Source organism: Clostridiales bacterium, assembly GCA_015243575.1.
Taxonomy (GTDB): domain Bacteria; phylum Bacillota; class Clostridia; order Peptostreptococcales; family Anaerovoracaceae; genus Anoxybacterium; species Anoxybacterium hadale.
On the sequence record CP042469.1, the window covers coordinates 2,913,254 to 2,938,465 of the forward strand.

Genomic DNA, 25,212 nt, shown 5'->3' on the forward strand with positions numbered 1-25,212 from the left:
TTTCTATACCGACTTTGCCGCATAGTAGGCGGTGCTGACGGCCTGATAAATCTGGCCTGCATTTCTGCAGTCGCCAACGATATAATATTCATCAACGGTTTCACAGAGCCTGTCAACAGCGTCATAGGGTGCTTTATAGCCCGCGGCGCAAACCACCGTATCCGCTTCCAGGACGAAACAACCTTCCTGATTCTCGCAAACCACCCCTTCGGGAGTGATTTCCTTTACGGTGGTTTTCAAATATACCTCTGCATATTTTTTAAGCTCAGGCAGCAGCGCGCCTTTATAGAAGAAATTGTAATCGCTGATCAAATCCGCTTTCATCTCAACGATCTTAATCTCTTTTCCTTCTTTTCCAAAAGAGACTCCGGCTTCACAGCCCACAAGACCGCCTCCGATGATAACAATTCGTTTTCCTAGTTTCTCAGGATGCAGTTCCGCATCTGCTGCCATTACCACGAGGGGAAGATCGATTCCCTTTACCGGAGGTACGATTTCTCTTGATCCGATGGCAACGAACAGTGCCTCTGGGTTAAAGTCTCTGATATATTCGGGGGTCACTTCCGTATTCAGGACAATGTTAACCCCTGCTTTCTCAACTCTCTTTTGCATAACGTTGCAAAAGTCAATGATATCTTTCTTAAAAAAGGATGCGCCTGCGGCGTGAAGATTTCCGCCCAGCTTTTCGCTCTTTTCCACCAGCGCCACGGTATGTCCCCGCTCTGCCGCTACGATAGCGGCTTCCATTCCCGCAGGGCCTCCCCCTGCAATGAGAATACGCTTCTTCCATTCCGGCGCCTTTTCAGGCAGTTTGGCAGCCATCTGCTGTCCCATAACCGGGTTTACCGTGCATTTCACGGATTCTCCTTTTATGGTCTCTCCAAAGCACTCATAGCACCTCAGACATGGGGTGATATCCTCTGCATTTCCAGCCAGTGCTTTTTTCGGAAGGTTTGGATCCGCCAGCAGCGCACGTGCCACTTCCACCAGATCCGCCTGCCCTGACGCTATGATGGATTCCATCTGTGCGGGATCGTTCAGACCGCCCACACAGGCAACCGGGGTCTTCACATGTTTTTTGATTTCCGCTGCAAGATAAACATTGCAGCCGCGAGGAAAGAATGCTGAAGGATGGGTTCTGCAGAACAGATCTGAGTCCTCGTGATTTCCACAGGATACATTGATCAGATCCACCTTGGAATCAATCATGACAGCTACCTCGACACAGTCCTTCTGACTCAGTCCCGATAAACTGAAATCATCACCGGAAAGCCTGATCTCGATTGGGAAACCAGGTCCGACACCTTCTCTGACAGCATCAAGCGCAAGCATCAAAAACCTCGCTCTGTTTTCCAGGCTTCCGCCGAACTCATCGTTTCTGCGGTTTTGAACCGGTGATAAAAATTGAGAGAACAGCCAGCCATGTGCCGCATGAACCTGAACCATGTCAAACCCGCAGTCCTTGCAAAGCCTTGCACCTTTCTGATAGGATTCTATAATTTCGTAGATCAATTCTTTAGGCATCTCTTGTATGACTTCACCCTTATCGGACACCTCTTCAGATGGTCCGTATGCGGTTTTTGCACTTGCAACTTCGCCTCCGATACTGGAGATTCCGCCGTATTTACCGCCGTGGGAGAGCTGGATATTTGCATAAGCACCTGCATTATGAATCGCTCTGGTCGTGTTTACCAGCGAAGTCCTTACCCCAAAGGCGTCCAGCTGAAGCTGTTTGGCATGAGACTGCCCAGTGGCAGAATGGACAATGGCTTCCCCATAGGTGACGACCGCAGCCCCTCCCAATGCCTTTTCTTCGAGATATGCCGTCATCTCCTGTGTCATATGTCCTTCTGTTGTTATCATGCTCGGACTAGTGGGCGCCGCTATGATTCTATTTTTCAATCTGATGTTCCCGATTCTGATGGGAGAAAACAGATTGCTGTAAAGTTCCTTGCCTGAATACTGTTTTTTCTGATTCATGCTCATTTTCTATCCCTCCTTGTCTATAGCTTATATTAAACGATCTGTTTGGAAACTTCATATCAAGTTTTTCCATACGCTTGAGGAAAAATTTGATAGAATGCGTCTATTGAAAAAAGAGCCCTCATTCCGATCTACAATTGCGGAAAAAGGGCTCGTCTGATGCGTATAAAAATAACCGGCCTAGGGTTTCGTATTGTAAGGCACTTACACCTTGGCATTGCACTGTGAGAACGCAGGTGTTCTAGTCCAGATGGAAATACCGGATCAGCTGCTCCTCGGATTTCACCTCAGAGACGGGTATGGCACTGTTTTCCTGATAAAACAGCTTCAACAGCGTACCGAGCTGGCTGTAATCTTCCGGTCTCATGGTGAGCAGACACAGGACTCTGATCTTACAGTCGTTCCATAGAAAGCGATGGCGGATCGTTGCAAATGACATTGCCGTTTTCTCGCAGGGACTGATGGAGTACGCCAGAACCATTCCTTTCTTGAATGCAAGAGGTGAGACTTTGTCTCTCATTACAACCTGATCGAAGTAGCTTTCATCACAACAGTTTTGCTCTGCCATGCGGCTCACAAGAAATTTCAGTGCGCTTTCTTTATTTGAAAAATCTGCATTCGCATAGATTAAGCTTCGGTCAGCCAGTTTTCTGAGGGGGTTATCCTGTGCTTCATGGTAGGTCACCTCTCGCCTCTTATTGATAAACATTCGGATTGAATCCAGCTCTGCATCACTCAGAAGCGGTGAGATTTCAAAAAAAGGAACCTCCATTTTCGTAACGATCTTTTTGCTTGCGGTGGATAATATGAGATCAAAGTTTTCTGCCTTGACCTTCTGCTTTTCGTAAACAGAGATCGTATCCACAACAGTCGCTTCCTGATTAAAGTACCACTGCAGCTTTTGTTTCAATACCCATTTTACACTGCTGCTCAGGTGGCAGATAATCAAAACCCTTACCGGGTGCTTGCTCTGTCTTACTGCACCGGACAGCAGCATAGCCAGATGCAGAAGCTCTGTCTCATTGAGGCAGAAGTCAAAGCAGCCGAGGGAAATATTCTGAAATAGAAGCGCCAGCTCATATTCAAAGAGACAGCTTTCTCTGATCTGATGCTCCTCCGTTCCGAGTTTTTGTTCTGTATACATTCGATTTTGCAGTGCTCTGATATGCAGAAGCAGCACAAAGTAAAATGCATCATCCTCAGCAAGATTCAGCTGAAATGCCGTTTGAATTCTTTCAAGAAAAAGATCTGCTGCACCAATAATACTTCTGTCAATATAGTCAGTAACATTTTCTCGCGTCAAAATCCCAAGATCAAGAAGCGTATTATTAAGCACCAGCCGTGCAATCTCATATCGTTCGCCGTCATCAAAACCGCACTCCAGACAGGCTTCCAGGTGATCCAGAATCTCATTCATGGCTGTCAGTACGTTTGGGAGCATCTTGATCCGCAGCTCGTGTCTTCTTCTGATCCGAAGGTCTTCACTGAGCCGATGGCCTTCACTGAGCCGTTTGAATGCAATGGCAATGGAATAGATCACAGAGACCAGCCCCGAATCATTCATTTGAATATTGTGGATTCGGAAGTACTTGTTCACTGTGTTCAGTACCACTTCAAAAGTGGCTCTATCAATATAGTCGTTCCTGTAATACTGACTATCTTTCGCATCGTAATTCCAGTCCGCGGAAAGCAGATTGTTGAGCAGCACTCTTTTTTTATACTCATCCTCTCCAAACCAGATATTTCCGTCCTCACGGTTCAAAATAAGATAAGGGGGGTTTTCCACAAAGCGCTTTTTAATTTCCTGCACATCCCGTTCTATGGTCGCGATGCTGACAAACATCTCATCTTCCAGGTCAAGTACATTGATTTTTTCATCCGACCGCACCAGCTTTATGGCAAGATACCGGATGCGATCCTCCTTTGTCATAAAATTCTCGTTGGTCCTAATAATCTCATGCATGATTTGTTCATTGCCTGCAATCAGCCGGTACCCTTTGCCCCTCTGGGACTCTACGGAAATGTTAAACTGGTTGAACAGATGATTGATATCGTTGACATCACTCCTCACCGTTCGGTCAGAAACCTTTAAAAATTCTGAAAGGTCCCCTGCCGTAACATAATCCTGTTTTCCGTATAAATAAAAGATCAGTTTACGCTGACGGAGCAGCAATCCATTAAATTCCATCGTCACTCTCCTTAGACAAGGCTCAATACGCCTGAATCGTTAAAACTTTACCATCCCGGTACGAGTTGCGCCTTGTCAGCGCAGGGAAATTGCCTCAAAATCAGAAAGCTCTTCTGCAAGCACCAGCACCCTCCCCAATTGTTTTTTATCGGGCAAAACAGCCAGAATAGCGCCTCGCAGATTTCTGTTATGACCCCAGGAAAAGGTGTTTTTACAGATCGCCCCATCCATTGACAAATCCGCATCCCGCCCCAGCTCTATATAGAAAAACACAACATTGTTCTTCAAAACCACATGGCGGTACGAGTCCGCCACAGGATTCAACTCCAGACCCCTGCTTGCCTTGATGTGATTCGTCAGCACACTCAGCAACTCACTGATATCAGGTTTCTCGTCGATCCTCTGCCATTCCAGTTCCCTCAGGCCAGCTTCCTGACGCGCGGAAAGCTTCTGATACAGCAGATCATCCTCAATCCGTTTTAAATGTTCATTGATCCTTTTCTGATCTTCCGCTTCGATCAAAGGGGATACGGTGATCACCGGCACGTCAAACCTCCGGAAGGCATCCATTTGAGCGGTGGTCAGAACCAGCGCCGGCTCTGCCCTGTCGATTCGCTGCCTGTCGTAGATGGGAAATGGGCCCTTAATATCAATTCTACCTCCGTAGACTTCCCGCAATCTTCCAATAAAATAGCCGGTCAGACTGGAATTCATGTGACTCGCCACTGCCACTTGAATTCCTCGCCCTCTCTTTTGTTCCAAATCATGTTTTTGCCCGGAAATCAACAGCGGAAGAAGATAGTTTTCCTCTTCCAGCCCAAGCTCTAACTCGCAGATTTGCTCCAGCCGTTCACATAAGTATTGTGCCACACAGCTCAGATAAGGGTGCTGCAGCCTTAATTTATCCGTCAAATGCTTGCTTTGCAATTGGACAGAAATCATTCCGTTCATCAGCGCCTGTACATGCAGCAGCATATCCTTGCAGAAGCTATCATCCAGGCGAAAATCCAGCAGGTACTCAGCGTTTAGTTCCTGAAGCAGCTGTTCTACAAGAATCTCACAGGTTGCGGAGGTATGTTCCAAAACCGCTCCCCTTTTGGTATCCGTAAAGTTTTGTGTGCACAGCTGCTTTAGAATTCCTGTGATCCATCGCTGCTCTGATACGTCTGGCTCCAGATCCCACGTTTGACGTAATTGTTCAAAGATCTGACGAACCGCCTCGGCGGAGATACCTGATGATGCAAGGAGCAAAGCTTCAGTCTCTGGTCTGCCAGAAGCACTAAGACCTAAGGTCCTTCCTCCCATTTTAGATCCGATTCCGAAACCGGACTGGACTCTGGAATAAGATACCGCCACGGCAAGAATCATATAGATCAATCCGAAATCATCAAGGTCTATGCGATACTTCCTTAATACATCTTTCAAAACCAACCGGATCTGGTTCAGCATCTCATGATTGATCAAGTCTTCCTTCAGTATGATCCCGTCCCGGGAATCGTAATCCCAGTTTTCACAATACAACCGGATCAGTATATTTCTTTTTTTGATTTCATCTTCTTCCAGCTTCACATGCGTTCCCCGCCGCAGCAGCGCCAAGTGAGGCTTGCGGTCTGAGAAGCGGTTCTTCACCGCTTTCATATCATTTTCGAGGGTTGTACGGCTGATAAACATTTCATCTTCAAGCAAACCCAAATCATACCAGTCATTCTCACTGATCAGCTTCAGAATCAGGTACCTTATTCGGTCTTCCTTCGTTTGCAGATTTTCCTTCTCCAGAAACAGATGATGAAATGCTAGGCGGTCTGCCACTTCAAGACAATAGCCCTTGCCGTGAAGAGAGTTGATCTGCGTCCCATAAGCCTTCATCAACCGATTAATCTCAGCGATGTCGCTGCGGATGGTTCTTTCCGAAACCCCAAGCTGAGATGAAAGTTCCTTTCCGGTCATGATACCGTGCTTGTAATTCAGTATATAAAGCAGCTTCCGCTGTCTTGCATGCAACGTCAAGGTCTCCATAATGACACTCCAAATTGAAAAATTAAAACCAGGTTTCATTTATTCGATCATTTATGCAAAACGCTGTTACGGTGCTTCACACCGATATAATAAATGACTCCGGCACGATTTCGTTTTTTATTTTGCATTTATTATAGCACAATTGCGGGCGAATCATCAGAAGGATATTTTATGGGAATGACGGAACGGGCTTTGTCTGGCAGAAGCAAGAATAGAAAAAAATTGCCCGACTCGGTATTTTTATACTACCGGAAATCGGGCAGGCAATATTATATTTATAGCTTAACAAATCCTTAAGGAATTTTTATTCTTGGGGAAGCAGGACCACCTTGATGGCCTCGCCGCTTCTTGTCAGCTCAATGCCGTCATTGATTTGATCAAGGGGAAGCGTATGGGTGATGAACTTATGGCTGGGGAAGTTTTTATCAATTGCTAATTCATATGCTCTTTTTGACTGGATATAGGATGCTCCGAAATGTCCCTTGATCCAAATATTACTATAGTGGATATAGTTGGTGTCAATTTCAGTCAGCGAACCTTTGGGAACGCCGCCAAAGAAGACAACAATTCCGCCCTTCTTAACCATAAAGATGCTTTGTGCCTGCGCCGTATTGGATGGATTGGCCGAAATTACTTTGTCCGCTCCCAACCCGCCGGTCAGCTGATTGACCGCTTCAATGGGGTCTTTCTCTGCACTATTTACCAGATGATCCACACCAAATTCTCGTGACATCTCAAGACGCTTCTCATTGATATCAACCATAATCACAGTTTGGACGCCCCTAAGTTTGGCCAGCTGTGCCATAAAGCAGCCGATGGGACCGGCGCCGATAATTACAAGGGTATCCCCATAGCCTACTTGTATGTTTTCTAAGCAGGCATACACCGAGGTCAGCGGTTCTCCCAGGCTTGCTGCCTCAAAGCTAACATCTTCCGGGATAAGATAGATACCGCCCAGCTGAATTTTGCGGCCGGAAATGGCCACATACTGAGCAAACCCGCCAGTTCCTGCCAGATCTTTCTCAACATTTGTGCAATTTTCACTGTGCCCGCTGATACAGTCGTCGCATTCCATGCAGTAGGTTCCGGGGAATAAGAAGAGGCGATCTCCGATCTGATATTTACTCTGGGCTGCTCCAACTTCGTCTACAATTCCTACAATTTCATGACCATATATAAATGGGTAGTTGCCCTTTCTTGAGTCACTGGTCAGATTTCTGATATCCGATCCGCAAAGGCCGACAGCCATAATTTTCAAAACAAGACCATCTTTTGGGCAGCTGGGTCTCTCCACCATCTCCACCTGTATATCGTTTGGGCCATACATCATGGCAGCTTTCATTTTCATACTCCTGCATCTCCTTTAAACTTTTTTATCACAATTTCAGTATAAAACATCCCGCCATCTCGCATCAAACTTGTATTTTCCACTACCTAAAGGAAATGGATCTGCAATTCCCCCTGATTTCCGCCTTGTAACGGAAATCCTTGGAGTTGTTCAATGTTTTGTCTTTTGATATGATTTGATTGGGTATAACTGCCCCCGGTCTCAAAAGAAAGCAGATCGGTAAAAATCGTACGGAGGACAATACTATATGAAAATCGCTGAGAATTATTTACTTGGGATCGATCTGGGTACGACAAATGTGAAAGCAATCATTATGGATGAGAACGGTACCGTCGTCGCCTCCTCTTCAAAAGGAAATGAATTGATTTTTCCAGGACCGGGTATGGCCGAACAGAATCCGGGGCACTGGTGGGAGAATACAGCTGAAATCATCAGAACAATTGCCATGCAAGTTGGGCCGGATATCGTGAAGAAGGTTCGCGGTATTTGTGTCAGCTCACACATTGTCTCCATGCTGCCCGTTGACAAAGACGGCAATCCACTCCGCAATGCTATGATCTGGATGGATCATCGTTCTGACAGGGAATTGCAGTACATTCTGGATGAAATCGGATTCTCCAAATTTGTATCCATTGTAGGCGCTCAGCCTGATGTGGCCTTCCTGCCGAATAAAATACTCTGGTTGAAACGGAATGAACCTGAGCTCTTCGAAAAGACTGCCTGCATCCTTCAGGCAAGCTCTTACATTAATTACAAGCTGACAGGGCAGATGATCATGGACATCGATCAGGCCTCCAGATGTCAGTGTCTTAATATCAATACGCTGCAATGGTCCGATGAAATCTCCCAGGCCATCGGCGCTGATCTGAAGCTTCTGCTGCCAGAGGTAAAGGCAACGGATGAAATCATCGGCCATGTTACCAATGAGGCTGCGGCAGAAACAGGCCTGATCAGCGGGATTCCGGTGGTAGCAGGAGCCAGCGATGCCATGGCTTCCATGTATGCCACTGGGCTCTGCAAAATCGGCGAAGCGGGAGAGTCCTCCGGCACAACCTCGTTGGTCTTCGTGGGTCATACCCATCCAAGTGCAACGGATATCCCCGTTGTGACCAAGCCGTGTGCCATTGCGGGGATGCCTTACTTGTTTGACGCACCCATCAATGCCACCGGTGCCTCCCTCAATTGGTATCTCAATACGCTGGGCAAAGAGGAAAAGGAAGCTGCTGCACTGCAAGGGAAGAATGTCTTTGAATATATCAATGAGCTTGCAGCAGAAGTCCCTGCCGGAAGCAACGGTCTTATGTTCTTTCCCTATATGATGGGCGAACGGGCTCCGCTGTGGAACTCACATTCCAGAGGAATGTTTATCGGATTGTCCCTTGATACACAGCGCAGCGCAATGATCCGTTCCATTATGGAAGGAACCGCTTTTGCACTGCGTCATGTTATGAATACCATCAAAGAATCAGGTGCAGAGGCCCATTGCCTGCGCATTACGGGAGGAGGAGCCAAAAGCCGCGTCTGGTCTCAGATCAAAGCTTCCATGCTGAATATGCCGGTCTATCTTATGGATGAAAAATCCGGGGACGTTCCCTTCGGCGATGCCATCATCGCAGGTCATGCTGCAGGCGTATTCCCTGACCTTACAACAAGCATCAACAAGCTGGTACAGATCAAGGAGATCATTGAACCCGTCGATGAATGGGCCCGTATTTATGACAGGATGTATCCGCTCTATCTGGATATGTACCGCCATCTTGACGCAGACCTGATGCAGCTGAAAAGTATTTTTACAGATTGAATGTAGGAAACAGATTGAACATCGGGATCAACTGCTCGCGCAAATCAAAGAGCGGCAAAGAACGCAGTATTGATTCCAGAATATCGATTCCATATGAAAAGGGCTGCCGATGGGCAGCCCTTTTCATATGTATGATTTAATTTGAGAGGAAGCGATAAAATATTGAAATTATTGCTTTTTTTAGAAATAATACGGTTTGATCGGAAATTATTTCTGTACAGCAGCTGTTGCTTTTTTAGGTGATTTTACTGTCCCTCCGCTGAACCGAAGTGTGACAAACAGGACCAGCATCAGCAAAATGCCCTGAACAGCTTCGGAAATGGAGCCGTCCACGTTGCTGATCAAGAGCCCGTTTTCAATCACGACGATGGTGAATGCCCCGACAATCAACTTATAGATCTTTGATGACATACCACCGGTAACCAAAACGCCTCCAAGAAAAATTGCCATCATAACCCTCATTTCAAAGAACTGCCCCAGCGTAGAGCTTGATCCCCCCAGCTTGCACAGCTGAAAAACACCGACGAGGGACGCCATAACACCAGAGAAGATAAAGGAAATGACTCTGGTCTTATTGACATTGATCCCGATATATCTGCTGGTGGTTTCATTTTCTCCGATAGCCTTGCAGCAGCGTCCTGTCTTTGTATACTCAAAGAGGTATCCTACAATTATAATTGCAATAACCATCGCTGCAAGCTGAACGTAAAATCCATTCAAAAATGCCGATCCATCAGGAGCAAACACCACATCCTTTGAAAGCAGATAGTTGAGAAAGCCTCTGAGGGAAATGAGCATTGCCAGGGTTGTCATAAATGAAGATACTTTGAATCTGGTAATAATGATCCCGTTGATTACACCGATCAGAATCCCGATGACAATAGCGACAAGGAACATGAAAGCGAAGCCGTATCTGGCTGCTACCATCGCTCCAACTGTAGCCGAAACTGCAGCCGTTCCGCCGATGGAGAGATCGACACTCCCCTGGGAAACCACAAACATGACGCCCAGTCCACCGAGCACAATGGGAATTACCTGACCAATGATGACCTTCATATTATAGCTGCTGCAGACAGTTCCGCCTGTTGAAATGCTAAAGACAAGAAACAGACCGAAGAATGCAATAAAAGGAATCAGATTGCTCACCTTTAATTTCATATTTGTCATATCATCACCTCAATTATGGCTTCTTCACTGAAATGCGAGCTTCTCTTAATGGTTTTAACGATTTTTCCGTTTTTCATCACGGCAATATTATCTGACATCCCGATTGCTTCCGACAGTTCATCGGTAATCAGCACGATGGCGACACCCTTTTCCTTGGCATTTTTCAAGCACTGGTACAAATATGCCTTGACGCCTACATCGACTCCTCTAGTAGGACAGTCCACCACGAGAACATCGGGGTCCTTCAAGAGCCATCTGCCCAGATTCACCTTCTGTTTATTACCGCCGCTCAATCCGTTCATAGGCTGGTCGATGCCGGTGCACTTGACATTGAACAGATTCTTTGCATCTTCCGCCATTCGGTTCAGCTTTCTGGTACTCAGATACCCCAAGGGGCCTCTCAGTGCATCCAGTGACGGCATGCTGAAGTTCTCCCGGATAGATGCCGCCATCATCAGCGCCTCATGGTCCCTATCCTTTGGAACGTAAGCCATCCCATTTTGGAGAGCTTGCGTCTGATTGCAGATCCTTATATTTTTGTGTTTCAGGCAGACAGTTCCTGTCTTCAATTTGCTCAGACCGTAGACCGCCTTGCCCACTGCATGAATGCCAGAATCACTTAGACCGCAGAATCCCAAGATCTCTCCCTTATGTACATCAAACGAAATGTCTGCAAGGCCATCCTCTGATACGATATTTTTCACTTCGAGAATAACCTCATCCTCATAACGTTCTTCTGCGTCTGCACGGTAGTACTCTCCGTCCAATTTTCTGCCGACCATCTTCGTTTTCAGAATATCCGAATTGATTTCGCTACTGGTTTCTGTTCCGATCAGTTCACCGTCACGAAGGATTGAAATCGTATCAGTTATTTCGATCATTTCTTCAAGATCGTGGGTAATTAAAATAATAGACTTTCCCTGCTCTTTGAATTTTTTAATAATCTCATATAAGCGCAGGCGGTTGTCATGGGACAGCGCCTGGGTTACTTCATCCAGGATCAGGATATCGGGATCCGTTGACAGCGCTCTGGCAAGCTCGATCATTTTGCGTGTTTCCACATTCATTTCTCCCGCCAGCCGATGGTACGGTATTGCCGGCAGCCCCCACTTTTCAAGCTGCTGGTTTGCTGCCTGATAGACCTTCTTCATGTTGACGATACCAAAGCGTGAAAACTGATCGGTCCTCCCAAGAAAGATGTTAATTCCGGCAGGCAGTGTATTAACCAGCCCAAGCTCTTGAACAACAATGGCAATTTTATTTTCGTTGGCCTCCAAGGGTGATTTGGGATCGTATGCGGCCCCATCCTTTTGCATTTTGCCCGAGTCTTTACATAGGATCCCGGCAATCTGGGAAAGCAGTGTGGATTTTCCTGATCCGTTTTCTCCCGCCAAACCTCTGACCTCTCCCTTTTGAAGTGTGAAGCAGATGTTTTTATTGGCATGGGTAGGACCGAAGCTTTTGTTCAGATTTTCAATCTGCAGTATGGATTCATTTTGCACCATCATTTGATTACCCCTTTCTCTTTTCTCTGTGCGATCATTCCGAAAGTGATAACAATCATGCCCAGTATGGTCTCCTGCCATGTGCCGGAAGGCACTCCCAGAAGGGTCAGCAGATTAAAGATGGATGAGATAAATAAGGTTGCAATTGGGATTGCGATAATAATATTGATATACTTTTGAAGTACCTGGGACAGCAAAACTGCTGCCAAAGGCAGGAATATGGTGCTGATGCTGGATAGGCCTGTCATGGCGATCACACGTCCGGCGTAGCTCTCCTTGATCACTCCTGCAATGCCAAAAAAGATTCCGGCAATTAAGCCTCCGATGATCAATGCCTTTATCGGATGGATCCCCATCATCTTTGCAATGGTTCCATTGCTGCCCACAGCTCTGACATTCAGTCCTGCGGTGGTCCGGTTGTAAAGAAAATACGCGGCAGCTAGTCCTGCCGCCAGCAGAAAGTAAACTGCGGGGACATGTCCAAGGGCACGCAGCTGCGGATCCAGCTGCACGACCTGGAGGCCCTGCGCCAGCCTGAGCTTCGCATAGTAAGCAGCAACTGCCTCATATATCATTGTCATCCCCAGACCTGCAATCCAGGATGGTATTTTCGTAATGTTGTACACCTGAAAGTTAATAAAAAGTAAAACCATGCCAACAAGAATTCCTCCCAGGATCAATCCCGGATAGCCCATCTCATTTCCCAGAGCCCCGCCCACTGTAGCGGAAAGAATTAGAACAGCTCCGATGGAGAAGTCCGTAATGCCTGCTGCAAAGATAAAACAAAGACCCCAAGCGACAAAAGTAGGTATGGCTGATCCGGTTATCAGTACATTGAAATTTGCAACACTGATAAACTTGCCGTCAACGTAACGATTTAGTATTCCAAAGGCTAGAACAACGAGGATAATCACAATAACCGCTTTGATCCTTTTTGTTGCTGCAGCGGATGAAGCCTCTTGATTCATATCAAATATTCTCCTCAAACAATTTCTTATATACGGATACACATCTTTCAGAAAGGCTCCTCTCCTGCGTCGTTACAGCGAACCTATGCTGATACCAAGAGAGGAGCTTATCTATCGCGCTTCACCTTCCGCAATTTTGCGGCGGTGTCTATGTATTTATTTTAATTTTGCATTAAAGGTTTCGTTATAATTTGTAATAAAGTCAAAGAATGTCTGATAGCTCACTTCGGGATTGAATCGATACGTTAAGCTCTGATACTCTTCGTCTGAAATGGGACTTTCGTTGTTTTCCAGAAGCTTGATGAAGGCACCCGCCTGATCTGGAGCAAGGGTACACATGGGAAGGTTTGTAAACACCGGAGCTTTTCCGTCTTCGCCTAGGATTGGATGACCGTCAAGATAGTTGAGAAGCAGCATATTCGCAAGAGAACCGTCAACCCACTGTCCGCCTACAACACCATCAATCTGTTGATCCACCATTTTTTGTGCGATATCAGGTGTAATATCTGTGCCGTAGATTTTGGGGTCCATGTTTGCGTCTTTTCTGCTTGCCAGCGCATTTAACGCTCCATCCACAAAGTCACCGCCTGTACCATAAATGCAGTCTGCATCTGGGTAGGCAGTCAGCAGATCATTGGATTTCTGAACGGCTTCCGTGGGGTCTGCGCAGTGGGCTTCCCCTAGAACATAGCCTCCACCAGCTGTGAATGCTTCAACAAATCCTTCAATTCTGAGGTCATGGGAGGAATCCCCTTTTGCTGCTGCCACAATAATTGCAGTTTCGCATCCATCCTTTAGTGCCATCTCTGCGATGCTTTTACCTGCCAGTTTATCTTCTGCAGATATCGCTCCCACAAAGTAAGGATTCTCCTTCAGCTTTCCAAGAACCTCATTGGAAGGAATCTTATCAAATAAAACAAAAGGAACCTTTGCCTCTTGACAGATCTGAGAAACCGAGTTAAACATGGTTTCTGAGATGCCAAAGAACTGAATTCCATCTACACCGGATGAGATCATCGTCTGAACGTCAGAAATCACCTTGTCAGCTTTAAATTCATCATTTGCCACCACCAGCTTGTTTCCGAATATCTCCGTTGCATTTTTTGTTTCTTTCTCGATGATATCCAAAGGAAATACGCCCTGACCCCAGTTATTGTAGCCGATGGAATATACTGCTGTGCCATCTTTGTCAGAACCGGATTGATCGGAATCCCCGGTGCTTGCACCCCCGGATCCACATGCGCTCATGGTGCTAGCAATCAAAAATACAGATAGACATAGGCTCAATTTTTTGAATATAGAACTTTTCATAATTGATTCTCCTCCATTATTAAATCTTCTTCAACCTTCTTGAGTTGTTTTCTCAGGCGCCATTTTTACATACAGTATGCCATCTCTATTGCCTATCATAACCCATCTGTTTCTTAACTTCATATCAAGTTTTTCCATACCCATGTGGAAAAACTTGATATGGAAAAGTCTCCAAAAAAAAACAGCTTCCCTGCCTGGATATCACATGGAAAGGCGGAGAAGCTGCCGCTTGATTATATTGAATTATATGCTGGTTCGCTCATAGGAAGCAATCAAGGTAGTTTTCCAGTTTTAACTGCGAAAGCCCGCAGAAATAAAAAATGCAGACAACATCGTTGTCTGCAGCTTATCCAAAAATTGCATTAAATTTGAAGCACACTGGAACAGTTTTGCCACCATTTTTTTGTGCCTGAATTGGTTATTCTTTAACTCATGTTAACAGATTTTGGGATCAAATTTTAATATTTATGGTAACAGAATACCAATCCTTATTGAAATGTGTCTCTGCGTACTCGATGACTTTATCAAATTCATCGAAGGCAAGCCTCTTGACAAAAAAGGTGTCTGTATTCTTCTTCATATTCATGAGTTTTGCAATCCTGCCATCGGTCACCTGTTTGACGGAATAGTTTTCACTTGCCCAGACAGGAAAAATTTTTGCGTCCTTTAAGGTTTTATAAAAAGACCCAGTCTCTCTGATTCGCTCTGCCTGATCAAGGCTCAGGATTCTGCTGTCAACAAAGGAGCTTTGATAGGCGATGGGTTCGTCATTGGCAAGTCTCACTCTTCGTACACAGATCATCGATTGATCGGCAGGAATTTCTAATTTTTCCGCAACACTGGGGTTTCGCACCTCTTCGATGAGATCCACGAGCATTCCGATCTGATAACCTTGCTGCAGTAGTTCATCGCTGAAGCTGATGGAAGTCAGTCCGCGAGTCATCTGCTTCTTGGTGACAAAGGTACCAACGCCCTGCACACCCATAAGATATCCCTCGCTGATCAAATCATTGAAGGCTTTCCTGACCGTGATGGTGGATACATTGTATCGTTTTTTCAGGGCGGACTCGCTGTCCACTTTGTCGCCAGGCTGCAAAAGTCCCGATTTAATATCACCTATGATATCTTCCTTGATCTGAATGTACTTTGCAACTTTATGTTCCATACACCTACTCCTAATACATTAACATATTTATGTGAAATGTTTTATCCTGAAAGACATTGCTTTTGGGGCACGATTGCAAGTATTTCTGGGATTAGTTTACCACATTCTGACGAAAATTCCTATTCTTCACCGAATTTTGATTCCACTAGCTCTTTCAGTGTCTTCACTGCATGATTTTCGTCTTCACCCTCCGCTATAATTTTGATTTCCGCGTCCTTGGAAACACCAAGGGCGAGTACTGCAAGCATAGATTTAGCGTTAGCTTTTTTCGAGTCCTTCTCAATAGTAACGATGGATTTAAACTTTGCCGCAGTTTGTACAAAGGTTGCTGCGGGCCGTGCGTGAAGTCCTGTCTTATTCTGAACGATAATATTTTCTGAATACATGTCGATTCCTCCTGATTTTTCATCTGTAAGCTGCCGGATCGCTCCGTTTTCTCATTGGAGTTTAGAGTCTTATTCTCTAAAATGCTCTGTTATTCGGGAAATCTCGCGATTGCAGTCTTTGCTGTTTCCATAGAAAGGTTTGCCAATTCTTCGATGGAGAGTTCGCTGTCCAGGTTCATGCTAGTCTCAAGAAACGCCATGGTATTTAATCCTGCAACAGCAAAATATCTTCCGGGGTGCTCTGCACACTGCATCGCAGCCACACGGAAAGGAGATGCGCCAAGAAGATCGCAGGCAAACAGAACTTCATCAGCTCCAAAGCTTTCCAGCTGTGTTTTAATTCGATTTTCAAGGTCAGCCAGATCCTCTCCTTTTCTCAGATCGAAAAAATACATTTGTTCCGGAACTCCGGCAATCATTTCCATATTTAGTCTGACACCTTCGGCATAGCCACCGTGCCCGACAACGATCATTCGTTTCATTCTTTCCTCCGAGTAAAATCAGCGGAGGAGGTCAGCAGCCTTTCATTTGGCAGAAATCTGCCGAGCTCTCCCGCTTCAATCTTTTATTTTCATTCCAGCTTCTTTAGATACTGAGCTTACAATTTTTAATTGCTGTATTCTAGATGCTAAGCGTAGAATCCTGTGGAATATCCGATAAAGGTAAGTACACCAGCAGCTGCAAGGATCAATCCCATGAGCTTAAGGGGCGACCACTTCTTCTTGGAATATAGATAATAGATTCCAAGGGTCAGCAGGAGCGGAACAAGATGCGGGAAGATAGAGTTCAGCATCTTATCAGCCTCAAAAAGAACCTGATCTTCAAGGACAACACCCTGCGTTGCATCAAATACATCCTTCACAATTTTGAAGGGAATAGAAACGGTTACGAAGGAAGCAGTCAGTGCGCCGACAACGGTGAGTCCAAGGACGGTCATGGTATCCGTAAGGGTATCCAGCTTGCCCGTTGACATAAAGCCATGCATTCCTTCCAGGCCGGACTTATATCCCAGTTTGAACAGATTCCAGCTTAAAAAAGCTGTTCCGATGGGGTAAGCGACCATATAAATCAGGGGGCCAAGCCATGATGTGGCCGGAGACGCCTGAGAAATGGAAAGGCAAATGGTCAGCAGGATCGGAATAAAGGTCGCAACCCATAGAGAGTCTCCAATTGCCGAGGTAGGTCCGATCAGTGCTACTTTAACGCTGCTGATCAGCTCTGGAGTACACTGCTTATTGGAATTAGCCTCTTCAAGACCGCAGACGATGCCGTTACAAATAGAACCTACCTGCTGCTCGGTGTTGAAGAGTGTTACGTGCCGCTTCAGCGCTTCTGCTTTCTCTTCTTTTGTATCATAGAGTTCTTCAATTACAGGAGACATGGACTGCGCAAATGCCATACCGAGCATGCTTTCCGCCTGCTGGGAGCATCCATGAAAAAAGAACCAATTGAGCCATGACTTTTTCAGTGTTTTTGCATTGAGTTTCTTAGCCATTGTTACGCCACTCCTTTCCTGGAATCCAAGCTGGAATTCGCTACATAATACAGTATGGCTGTTATAATCGCCACAACCGCTACGGCCATGGTGGAAAGATTAAAGTATGTTACCAGAACAAACCCTGCAAGGAAAATTACGATATGATATTTCTTCTTGAGCAGGAAGGATAAGATAATACCCATTCCGAGAGATGCCATCATGCCTCCGAAGACGCCCAGTACGGTTGTAACCCAGCCCGGGATAATAGCTGCGAAATCTGCTTGAGCAGAAGCTGCAGTCATGGAAGTAAGTACAATGATTGCTGGGATAAACCGGCAGGCAAAACCGATTGCCTGACCCATAACCACGTTGGGAATGAACATTTTTCCAGTAGCACCTTCCGCTGCGTATCTCTGTGCGACACGGTTCAGCGGCAGATTCAGCGCATAGGATATGTTCCACATGATCTGACCCACAAGTCCGCCGATCCCTGCAAATACCACTGCAAGCCCGATAACCTGTGCTGCGTCAAGCCCGCTGCCAAAAACAATCGCACCGGAAACGCCGATATAAGTAGCATAAGATAAGTCCCAGGCAACGGCTCCTCCGGGTGTTACGTTACCCATGTACATGATCTGAAGCGGGATGCCGACGATCATTGCTGTCTGAACATCACCGAGAATCACGCCTACCACAAGAGCTGCGACCAGCGGCCTTCCCAGCGTATACCAGCCTATGGTATTTCCGACGATGGAGCCGATCGAGCCGAGGTACACAAACAGGGCGATTAGAATAATTTGATAAATCTCCATGGTATCCTCCTTTAAACTTTCTTAGAATCTGACCGGTTGTCTTTGTGGTTAAACAAACCAAAACCCAAAGTTTCGCCGGTCATGATGCTATATAGATTTTTTAAATGCTTCCCAGCCGGTCTTAGAAGTATTCGGCAGCTGCTGGAAGAATACTTCAAGCCCCTGAGAAGCTAACTTATCAATAACTGCCACATCCTGATCGCTCAAATAGAAAATGCCTGTAGCGCCGCTTACTTTATGAATCGTGTCTTCCCGCTTTGCAATGTTACCCAAGATGATGGACTCTGCTTTTGTGATACCCGCTTCAATTTCAGATAATTTTGCTGGCTGCTTTACGATGACCAGACGGTTAACATTGCTTTCCTGCGCCAGCAGCGCATTGGCTTCCTCGGTAGTCACGATATGTGTTGTATAAGCAGGTGGAACGCCCATTTTCATAATCGACTTTAAGGTTGGATTTTTGGCACTCTCATCGTCGATTGCGATGATCTCTTTGATGGAGAGCGTTGGACACCATGCTACGATGGTCTGCCCGTGAATCAGTCTGTCATCAACTCTTACATACGTATTTGCCATTGCTTTCCTCCTTTCTCAGTGGAACGACTTTGTTTTTTATGCCTGCTTACAGGCTGCAATTTGCTTTAGTATCCTTATTTAATAAAGAGCACATATTCTAATTCGGCATGGCTTTCGAAGCTCTATTCAATGCAGCTTCTGATAAAGCCTTGCTTCTCCGTGATCCGTGCTTCAGCTTCTTCTTTAGAAATTCCAGTCAGAATCATGACGATTGCAGTTTTGCTGCTGCAGCCAGAGGCTTCTAGGGTTCTTGCCGCCGTATCATAGTCACATCCGGTGCTTTCCATTACGATTCTCTTTGCTCGCTCTACAAGCTTCTGGTTGGTCGCTTTCATATCAACCATCAGGTTGCCGTAAACCTTGCCCATGCCCACCATCGACGCGGTAGAAATCATATTGAGAATCAATTTCTGACAGGTACCTGCTTTGAGTCTTGTCGAACCGGTCAATACCTCCGGGCCTGCGTCTGCTTCTATTGCCACATCTGCATATTGGGATAAAAGTGCCTCTTTGTTGCAGGAGATTCCAACGCATTTAGCATTCATTTTTTTTGCATACTTCAAGGCTCCGATTGCATAAGGAGTTCTTCCCGATGCTGCAATTGCGGCGACTACGTCATTTTCTCCCACATGGAGCGCTTCCAGATCATTAGCAGCCAGTTCCTCCGAATCCTCGGCGCCCTCCACCGCTCTGACAAACGCTTTTTCTCCCCCTGCGATCACACCAATGACCTCATCCTCCGTGGAAAAGGTCGGTACACATTCCACTGCGTCCAATATACCGAGCCTGCCGCTGGTACCGGCTCCGATGTAAATCAGCCTCCCCCGCTGTTTCAGCGCCTGAACAATCAGTACCACGGCTCTTTCAATCTGTGGCAGGGCCTCTTTCACGGCAAGAACGGTTTTTTGATCCTCTTCATTCATAATCTGTAGCAATTCCAAAGAGGACATGGTATCCAGATTGGTTGTTTTTGGATTTCTGCTTTCTGTTTTTAAATGATCAATTTTGACCTGGTTCATTATCTGTCACCTTTTGTTTTTCTGATACCCTACTTTTCCATGACGCAATGCGGATTGCGAAACAGGGCATGCTAACTGCTACCATAATTGATTTTCGATAAGGCTGGCATACATATATGCCACTGTATATCCGCTGTTATTGGATTCGATCTGACGAACTTTCCCTATGGTGGTATAGTAAGGAAGATATGGGAAGTCGTTGACTTCTCCCTGAAAAACCGAATACTCTTTGAGTCCGGAATACCATTGATCCACTTCATCCTGCTCCAGCTTGAAATATGCCTGAGGAATGAAACCCACCAGATCTTCAAAGTTTTCTCCGTATACCAGCTTAATGGAATTTCCCTTTTCCCGTAAACGCTTTACTGCTGTAACCACTGCATCATGGGTATTGATGTGCCGTGGATGCATGGAGCCACGCCAATGGGTGATGACCAGCTCTACCTCTTCCTCCACAAAATATCGTTCCAGCCTTGCTGCAAACTCTTCTAAAGAGGGCATATTACTGGATACATAGCCGAGCCAGATGGTATCCCCCCCGAGTTTTGATGCTGCTCTTTGATTCTGATTCAAAAGCACCTTGAGATAATCTTCTTTTTCTTTTTCGGTGGCCTTTGGATCTTCAAGACGCCCCTGAGTGACGTGGATATAGGTACATCTTGCGCCTTCTCTTGCATATTTCAGCATGATAGGACCGCCCAGAACTTCCGCGTCCAGGGAGTGAGCGCCGATACTCACTACTCTTTTTATCTTACTCATAATTTCTCCTAAATTGTCTTCTGATAATCGGCAAAGGTGCGAAATACTTTCAGACCATGCCGCTCATAGAACCTTCTTCCAGGAACATCGGTAGAAACGAAATACAGGTGATAAATTCCCCTCTTTTCCATCTCAAATTGCATCAGATCAAACAGAATTCCTCCGATGCCGTAGTTTCTCACATCTGCCTTAACTCCGAAGGGACCAAAACGCATCGGATTGCCATCAATCATTCTCATGCAAAATCCAACAATTTTTTCCTCACGGTCCAGAACCAGTAGAATACAATCCTCAGCAGTGTTGCTTTGCATGGATATTAGTGCATTGCGCTTCCATCCTCCTCCGAACTCTTCTTTTAAAAATTCAAGAAGCTCCAGAGCATATTGATAGTCAAAGTTTATGAACCGGAATCCCGCTTCATGTGCCTTGGAAAGCTTTTCCCTGGTGTCCTCACTGATCTGATATCCATGAAGATCCTTACACATGGAATAGCTTTCTTTCCCTGATTGGTATCCCATCGTTTCAAAGAATTTCACCGCCGCGTCATAGTTTTCCACGTCAACACCTGGAAAAAAATAGTTGGGGCTGTATGCGCCGAGGGTTATGGTCTCTGCCCCCATGGATTTGAGTTGTTTTTCCGCTTTGGCAACCAGCGCATCTCCGATGCCCTTTCGCCTATGTTTCTGATCAACAAACAATACATTGATCCATCCCCGGGTTGGCTCAAGACCCCTTTCCAGGTATGGGAATTTTCGTTTTGTTGCCAGAAGAAAGCCAGCTACATTTCCCTCTTCCAGAGCTATATAACACAGCTCATTGTCAAAATTGTCGTCAAACAAAGCCTGTTTTCGGAATTTGCCCACGGTGATGGGATCTGCTGTAAGCGTCTTATTCCACAGTGCAACAACGTCGTTTTCATACCGCTGATCATAGCTTACGATCTCCATTCGTCCACCTCCTTTATATTGCTGTATTTCAATTTAAGGGACAAGATTTAGAATATTAACATGTTAATATGTTAAGTTATGTTCATTATAAACCTGCGTTTTCATTTATGCAAGATCTTTCTCTGAACTTTTTCTGTAATGATTGTACTAAAATCTGGGTACGGCCCAAAAAAAGAAAACCGCCCGGTGGTATGTTACCGGACAGTTTAGCGCGTATTGTTTTCACAAACGGCAGTATCGGTGCTGGATCAGAAAACAGTTTTATGGATCCTATCAACGCTACATATGGAACAGATTCCGGATCATATCCAAGCCCGCAACGAAGGTTCCGATGGAGGCACCGATATTTGCCATCATTACGACCATAAGGATTTTTAAAAATCTGTTTCTGAAAAAGCCTTTAAAGCTGAATATGTCTTGCGGAATGTTATTGACGTCTTTTACCGTGGGCTTTTTAATCCATGCCTCCACGAGTCCGGTGAACCAGCCGCAGGCTAACACCGGATTGATGGTCGTAAAAGGTGCCGCTACAAAGGACGTTAAAATGCTCAGGGGGTGGGCCAACGACAATGCGGTGAAACCAGCCGCAAGGAGGCCTGTCCATAAAACCCAGGCCGACAGCTGCTGAAGGCCTGTCTGAAAGCTAACCACAAAGGCATAAACGATGAGCACCAAAATTGCCCCAGGAATAATCCAACCGACTGCTTTTGAGAGTTTGCTCTTGGGAGGCGCTGTGGAAATACTGCTGATATCACGTTCGATGTCAATCTCCTTGGTTACTCCCGGAACATGGGCTCCGCCAAGAACCGCAACGACTTTTTTCCCCGGCGCTGTTCTGATTTTCGAAGCAAGATACTGATCTCTTTCATTGATCAGCACTTCACCGATACTCGGAAATTCTTTGTGCATTCCCGTGATGGCTGTCTCCAGGATATCGCTCTCAAGAAGCTCGTGAAGCTCTTTTTCCGAAATCTCGGTATCCTCATCAAAGGAAAACAATAGGCTGGTAAGCAGTTTTGACTTTTCCCAAAAGCTCAGCTTTCGCCAGATGCGGAGAAATGTTGTCTGGATATCACGATCTGCCAGGACAAGCTTCGCTCCCACTTCCTCGGCACTTTTTATGCCTTGGATCATCTCGCCGCCGACATTGGTTCCCAGCTGCTTTGCAAGCTTTTTTTGGTAGGAACTCAATGCAAGGTTCACGAGCAGGAAACCCACTCGGTTTGATTTGATCACCTTGACGATGTCGGTATTTTCCCACGCTTTAGGATCCTGAAGATTTTTATATCTGCCCTCATCCAGCTCAATACAGACACTGTCCGGCTTTTCTTCTGAAATCACTCTCTTGACCAGTTCCACACTTTGCTGAGATACATGAGCTGTGGCCAGCAGGATGATCTCCTTACCCTGATAATTTAGCTTTGTGATGTGGCTGTCATCGCTTGTTATGCTGTCATCGCTTGTTATGCTGCCATCGCTTGTTATGCTGCCATCGCTGATGTCAGCTCTAATTTTGCTGTCATTATTTATCTGACAATCTTCATTTATTTTGCTTCCGTCATTTATCTGACTGTCATCAATATTGTTATTGCTCATTAGTCGCTCCTTTTATGTTTAACGGGCTCTTCATCTAGTATATACCCGATTTGGCTCTTTAGTAATATAGTAACACAGGGATACAGATATATCCACAATGATAAATGATAGGGGCGCATGAAACTCGGTTATTTTTTTATATTAATTCTAAAATGGTCAATCACTTGCTAGTGACATAAAAATTTCTTGAGAAAATTAATAATTTTTTAATACTCTCTTTATATAATCTTCACATTTGGGTTATAAACTAAATACAAGGGGGTGTTTTAATATGTTAAAAAGAATTGATATGGAAGGGGTTTTTTCCGTATGTATTGTAATCGTGATCGCTTTTCTGTTTACCATGAAAGCCTTTTACAATTTAAGCTGATAGAAAACAAATAAAACGAAAGTAGTTGGGAACGTCCATTTTATGGGCGTTTTTAATATTGTACGAAACATTGATTCCCGCTATATTGACCGGGAAGTGGTGATGATGCAAGGCTTTTTTCTGCCTAAGCGATTTTGGTTATTGGCCATTCTCTGCCGTCTGCGCTTTTTCATCGCGCCTTTTCTTAATCGTTCCCATGGCCATATAAGTACCAATGAGCATTGCCTGGTCCTCAATTTGTTCAAATATCTGGGTTTCTAAATCATAGTTGCCAGTTGCGATCGCCTTAATTTCGTTATTTTTTAATTCTACATAGCCATACATCAATTTTTTGATTTCGTCCTGCTTATAATATGGGTTAATCCTCGCGAGAAACTCTGACAATCGGTCAGCTACTTGGTATAATTGATTTCTGTTAATTTCAATTGAAAGCGCATCTTTGTTTTTATAGCTGTTCGTCAGCTGCCAGTTATCGTTTATCAAGTTTGTTATGATATTCAGAAATTCCTGAGAATCCTGATCACTGTAGTATTGATTAAATTCCTTAAAAAATTCCGAGGGCAAACTTATAAATAACTCTTTTCCAATGGAACTTTGCTCCGGAGAATTTCCAATCGTCGCTTGGATCAGACTTCTGGTCCAATAGACAATTTTCATCCATAAGGTAATAAAATTGATGAGAATCTGTACTTCTTCAAAGGTATACTGTTCTATTTCCTGCATTGCGATCACGGTGCATTTATTATTTTGCAAAATTACACCTCTCCGCTCATCAAATTCATCCATTTCGTTTCATCGCCTGCTTGATCAGTTCGTTGCCAAAGACCGTTACCGCAGCAATTAGTACTGATTGGATGATTACGGCAACCAGCACCTGTGGAGAGAACCCTTCCCCCATATAGATGCTCACATAAGCAAGCGTAATCAAAAAACTGATTCCCAGAAGTATGTATGGAATGGTCCACGTGTTTTTGAACCTGTCGTTGAGCTTTAGAAACAACCCCACGCAGTACAAAAATACAATGAGAATAAAGAGCTCTGGCCGAATAAATTCTAATATGCTTTCCAAATTAATCCCTCCTCCAAAGTTCAGATAGTTCACCTGTTTCATATCCTCTTGTATTTTATGCGGGTATCTCTAGACTTATCCAGTATTTTCTTTCATCTGCGCCTCACGGCCTTGTCACGTCTGCCCCATGTTCATGTTTATGTACATGTTCATGCTGCTGAACTGCTTCGAAGTCGACCCAATTGGGGCAGGCGTTTTAATATTTGGCCATACAGCAAGTTCCTCTGCTATTTTATAGCCTGAGGTACTTACAAGTGTTTCCCCTTAATCGTGATGTTCCTCATGCATTGCATCTTCCTTGGTTCTATGAATCGTTCCATTCGGGTGCGCTGGCGGTGCATAGACAGAGTATAGCTTCAACGGCTTATCTCCTGTATTAATCAGATTGTGCCATGTACCTGCCGGAATAATAATTGCATAATCATCGTCAACCTCTTCCTGATAATTCAATTGATCCATGTGATAACCCATTTTTATCAGTCCGGTTCCATCTTCAATTCTTAAAAATTGATCCAGATCTCGATGAATCTCCTGGCCAATATCTTCTCCGGGTTCAATACTCATCAAGGTTAACTGTAAATGATCTCCCGTCCACAATGCAGTACGAAAGCAATCATTTTGCTCTGTCAATTGATCTATGTCGAAGGCAATAGGCTTCGGACCATAGTCCATTGGATCCAGCGTGCAATTGCTCTTAAACTTTTTCTGGCTGTATGTAGTGGTTACGTGCTTAGGCATTTAAAATCATT

Annotated in this window: 22 protein-coding genes; 1 reads left to right on the plus strand and 21 read right to left on the minus strand. The window is 45.1% G+C overall.

Annotated features, from left to right (window positions below; genetic code table 11):
- Positions 1–3: 3 nt before the first annotated feature.
- The 4 genes from FRZ06_12950 to FRZ06_12965 form a co-directional block, all read right to left on the minus strand.
- Positions 4–1,980, minus strand: coding sequence for an FAD-dependent oxidoreductase (locus FRZ06_12950; protein QOX65930.1), 1,977 nt, complete (start codon positions 1,978–1,980; stop codon positions 4–6).
- 244 nt (positions 1,981–2,224) lie between these two features.
- Complete coding sequence (locus tag FRZ06_12955) at positions 2,225–4,171, minus strand: HTH domain-containing protein (protein ID QOX64182.1); 1,947 nt, start codon at positions 4,169–4,171, stop codon at positions 2,225–2,227.
- A 75-nt stretch (positions 4,172–4,246) separates the two neighbouring features.
- Positions 4,247–6,226, minus strand: a complete 1,980-nt coding sequence (locus FRZ06_12960) for an HTH domain-containing protein (protein ID QOX64183.1) — start codon at positions 6,224–6,226, stop codon at positions 4,247–4,249.
- A gap of 265 nt (positions 6,227–6,491) precedes the next feature.
- Positions 6,492–7,529, minus strand: a complete 1,038-nt coding sequence (locus FRZ06_12965; GenBank protein QOX65931.1) for a zinc-binding dehydrogenase — start codon at positions 7,527–7,529, stop codon at positions 6,492–6,494.
- Between the two features lie 253 nt (positions 7,530–7,782).
- Between FRZ06_12965 and FRZ06_12970 the strand changes: the two genes are divergently transcribed.
- A complete protein-coding gene (locus tag FRZ06_12970; protein ID QOX64184.1) occupies positions 7,783–9,336 on the plus strand; it encodes a carbohydrate kinase in 1,554 nt (517 codons plus the stop codon).
- Between the two features lie 207 nt (positions 9,337–9,543).
- Here the strand turns inward: FRZ06_12970 and FRZ06_12975 are convergent, their stop codons facing one another.
- The 17 genes from FRZ06_12975 to FRZ06_13055 all read right to left on the minus strand — a co-directional run bounded on the left by FRZ06_12975 (position 9,544) and on the right by FRZ06_13055 (position 25,201).
- On the minus strand, positions 9,544–10,503 hold the full coding sequence (locus FRZ06_12975; GenBank protein QOX64185.1) for an ABC transporter permease: 960 nt from the start codon (positions 10,501–10,503) through the stop codon (positions 9,544–9,546).
- A complete protein-coding gene (locus FRZ06_12980) occupies positions 10,500–12,089 on the minus strand; it encodes a sugar ABC transporter ATP-binding protein (protein QOX64186.1) in 1,590 nt (529 codons plus the stop codon). Before FRZ06_12980 ends, FRZ06_12975 begins: the two co-directional genes overlap by 4 nt.
- Positions 12,008–12,976: an ABC transporter permease gene (locus FRZ06_12985; GenBank protein ID QOX64187.1), complete on the minus strand. Its 969-nt coding sequence runs from the start codon at positions 12,974–12,976 to the stop codon at positions 12,008–12,010. Before FRZ06_12985 ends, FRZ06_12980 begins: the two co-directional genes overlap by 82 nt.
- Positions 12,977–13,132: 156 nt before the next feature.
- Positions 13,133–14,287, minus strand: a complete 1,155-nt coding sequence (locus FRZ06_12990; GenBank protein ID QOX64188.1) for a substrate-binding domain-containing protein — start codon at positions 14,285–14,287, stop codon at positions 13,133–13,135.
- Positions 14,288–14,738: 451 nt separating this feature from the next.
- Entirely contained in the window at positions 14,739–15,452 is a 714-nt protein-coding gene (locus FRZ06_12995; GenBank protein ID QOX64189.1) for a GntR family transcriptional regulator, read from the minus strand.
- Between the two features lie 119 nt (positions 15,453–15,571).
- Positions 15,572–15,838, minus strand: a complete 267-nt coding sequence (locus FRZ06_13000) for an HPr family phosphocarrier protein (GenBank protein ID QOX64190.1) — start codon at positions 15,836–15,838, stop codon at positions 15,572–15,574.
- Between the two features lie 89 nt (positions 15,839–15,927).
- On the minus strand, positions 15,928–16,320 hold the full coding sequence (locus FRZ06_13005; GenBank protein ID QOX64191.1) for a PTS sugar transporter subunit IIA: 393 nt from the start codon (positions 16,318–16,320) through the stop codon (positions 15,928–15,930).
- Between the two features lie 146 nt (positions 16,321–16,466).
- Positions 16,467–17,333 (minus strand): PTS system mannose/fructose/sorbose family transporter subunit IID, encoded by an 867-nt coding sequence (locus tag FRZ06_13010; GenBank protein QOX64192.1) that lies wholly within the window; start codon positions 17,331–17,333, stop codon positions 16,467–16,469.
- 2 nt (positions 17,334–17,335) lie between these two features.
- Positions 17,336–18,127 carry a PTS sugar transporter subunit IIC gene (locus FRZ06_13015; GenBank protein ID QOX64193.1) on the minus strand — a complete coding sequence of 264 codons (792 nt, stop codon included), beginning with the start codon at positions 18,125–18,127 and terminating at the stop codon, positions 17,336–17,338.
- Between the two features lie 87 nt (positions 18,128–18,214).
- The gene (locus FRZ06_13020; GenBank protein QOX64194.1) at positions 18,215–18,703 is read right to left on the minus strand and encodes a PTS sugar transporter subunit IIB; all 489 of its coding nucleotides are present in this window, start codon (positions 18,701–18,703) and stop codon (positions 18,215–18,217) included.
- Between the two features lie 122 nt (positions 18,704–18,825).
- Positions 18,826–19,722 (minus strand): N-acetylmuramic acid 6-phosphate etherase, encoded by an 897-nt coding sequence (gene murQ / locus FRZ06_13025; protein ID QOX64195.1) that lies wholly within the window; start codon positions 19,720–19,722, stop codon positions 18,826–18,828.
- Between the two features lie 78 nt (positions 19,723–19,800).
- Complete coding sequence (locus FRZ06_13030; GenBank protein ID QOX64196.1) at positions 19,801–20,481, minus strand: PIG-L family deacetylase; 681 nt, start codon at positions 20,479–20,481, stop codon at positions 19,801–19,803.
- A gap of 8 nt (positions 20,482–20,489) precedes the next feature.
- Entirely contained in the window at positions 20,490–21,428 is a 939-nt protein-coding gene (locus FRZ06_13035) for a GNAT family N-acetyltransferase (GenBank protein QOX64197.1), read from the minus strand.
- A 279-nt stretch (positions 21,429–21,707) separates the two neighbouring features.
- Positions 21,708–22,877, minus strand: a complete 1,170-nt coding sequence (locus FRZ06_13040) for a TraB/GumN family protein (protein QOX65932.1) — start codon at positions 22,875–22,877, stop codon at positions 21,708–21,710.
- A gap of 655 nt (positions 22,878–23,532) precedes the next feature.
- Positions 23,533–24,180 carry a hypothetical protein gene (locus FRZ06_13045; GenBank protein ID QOX64198.1) on the minus strand — a complete coding sequence of 216 codons (648 nt, stop codon included), beginning with the start codon at positions 24,178–24,180 and terminating at the stop codon, positions 23,533–23,535.
- Positions 24,173–24,505, minus strand: a complete 333-nt coding sequence (locus tag FRZ06_13050) for a hypothetical protein (protein QOX64199.1) — start codon at positions 24,503–24,505, stop codon at positions 24,173–24,175. The genes FRZ06_13045 and FRZ06_13050 overlap by 8 nt, the downstream gene beginning before the upstream one ends.
- A gap of 222 nt (positions 24,506–24,727) precedes the next feature.
- Positions 24,728–25,201, minus strand: a complete 474-nt coding sequence (locus tag FRZ06_13055; GenBank protein QOX64200.1) for a cupin domain-containing protein — start codon at positions 25,199–25,201, stop codon at positions 24,728–24,730.
- Positions 25,202–25,212: the final 11 nt, after the last annotated feature.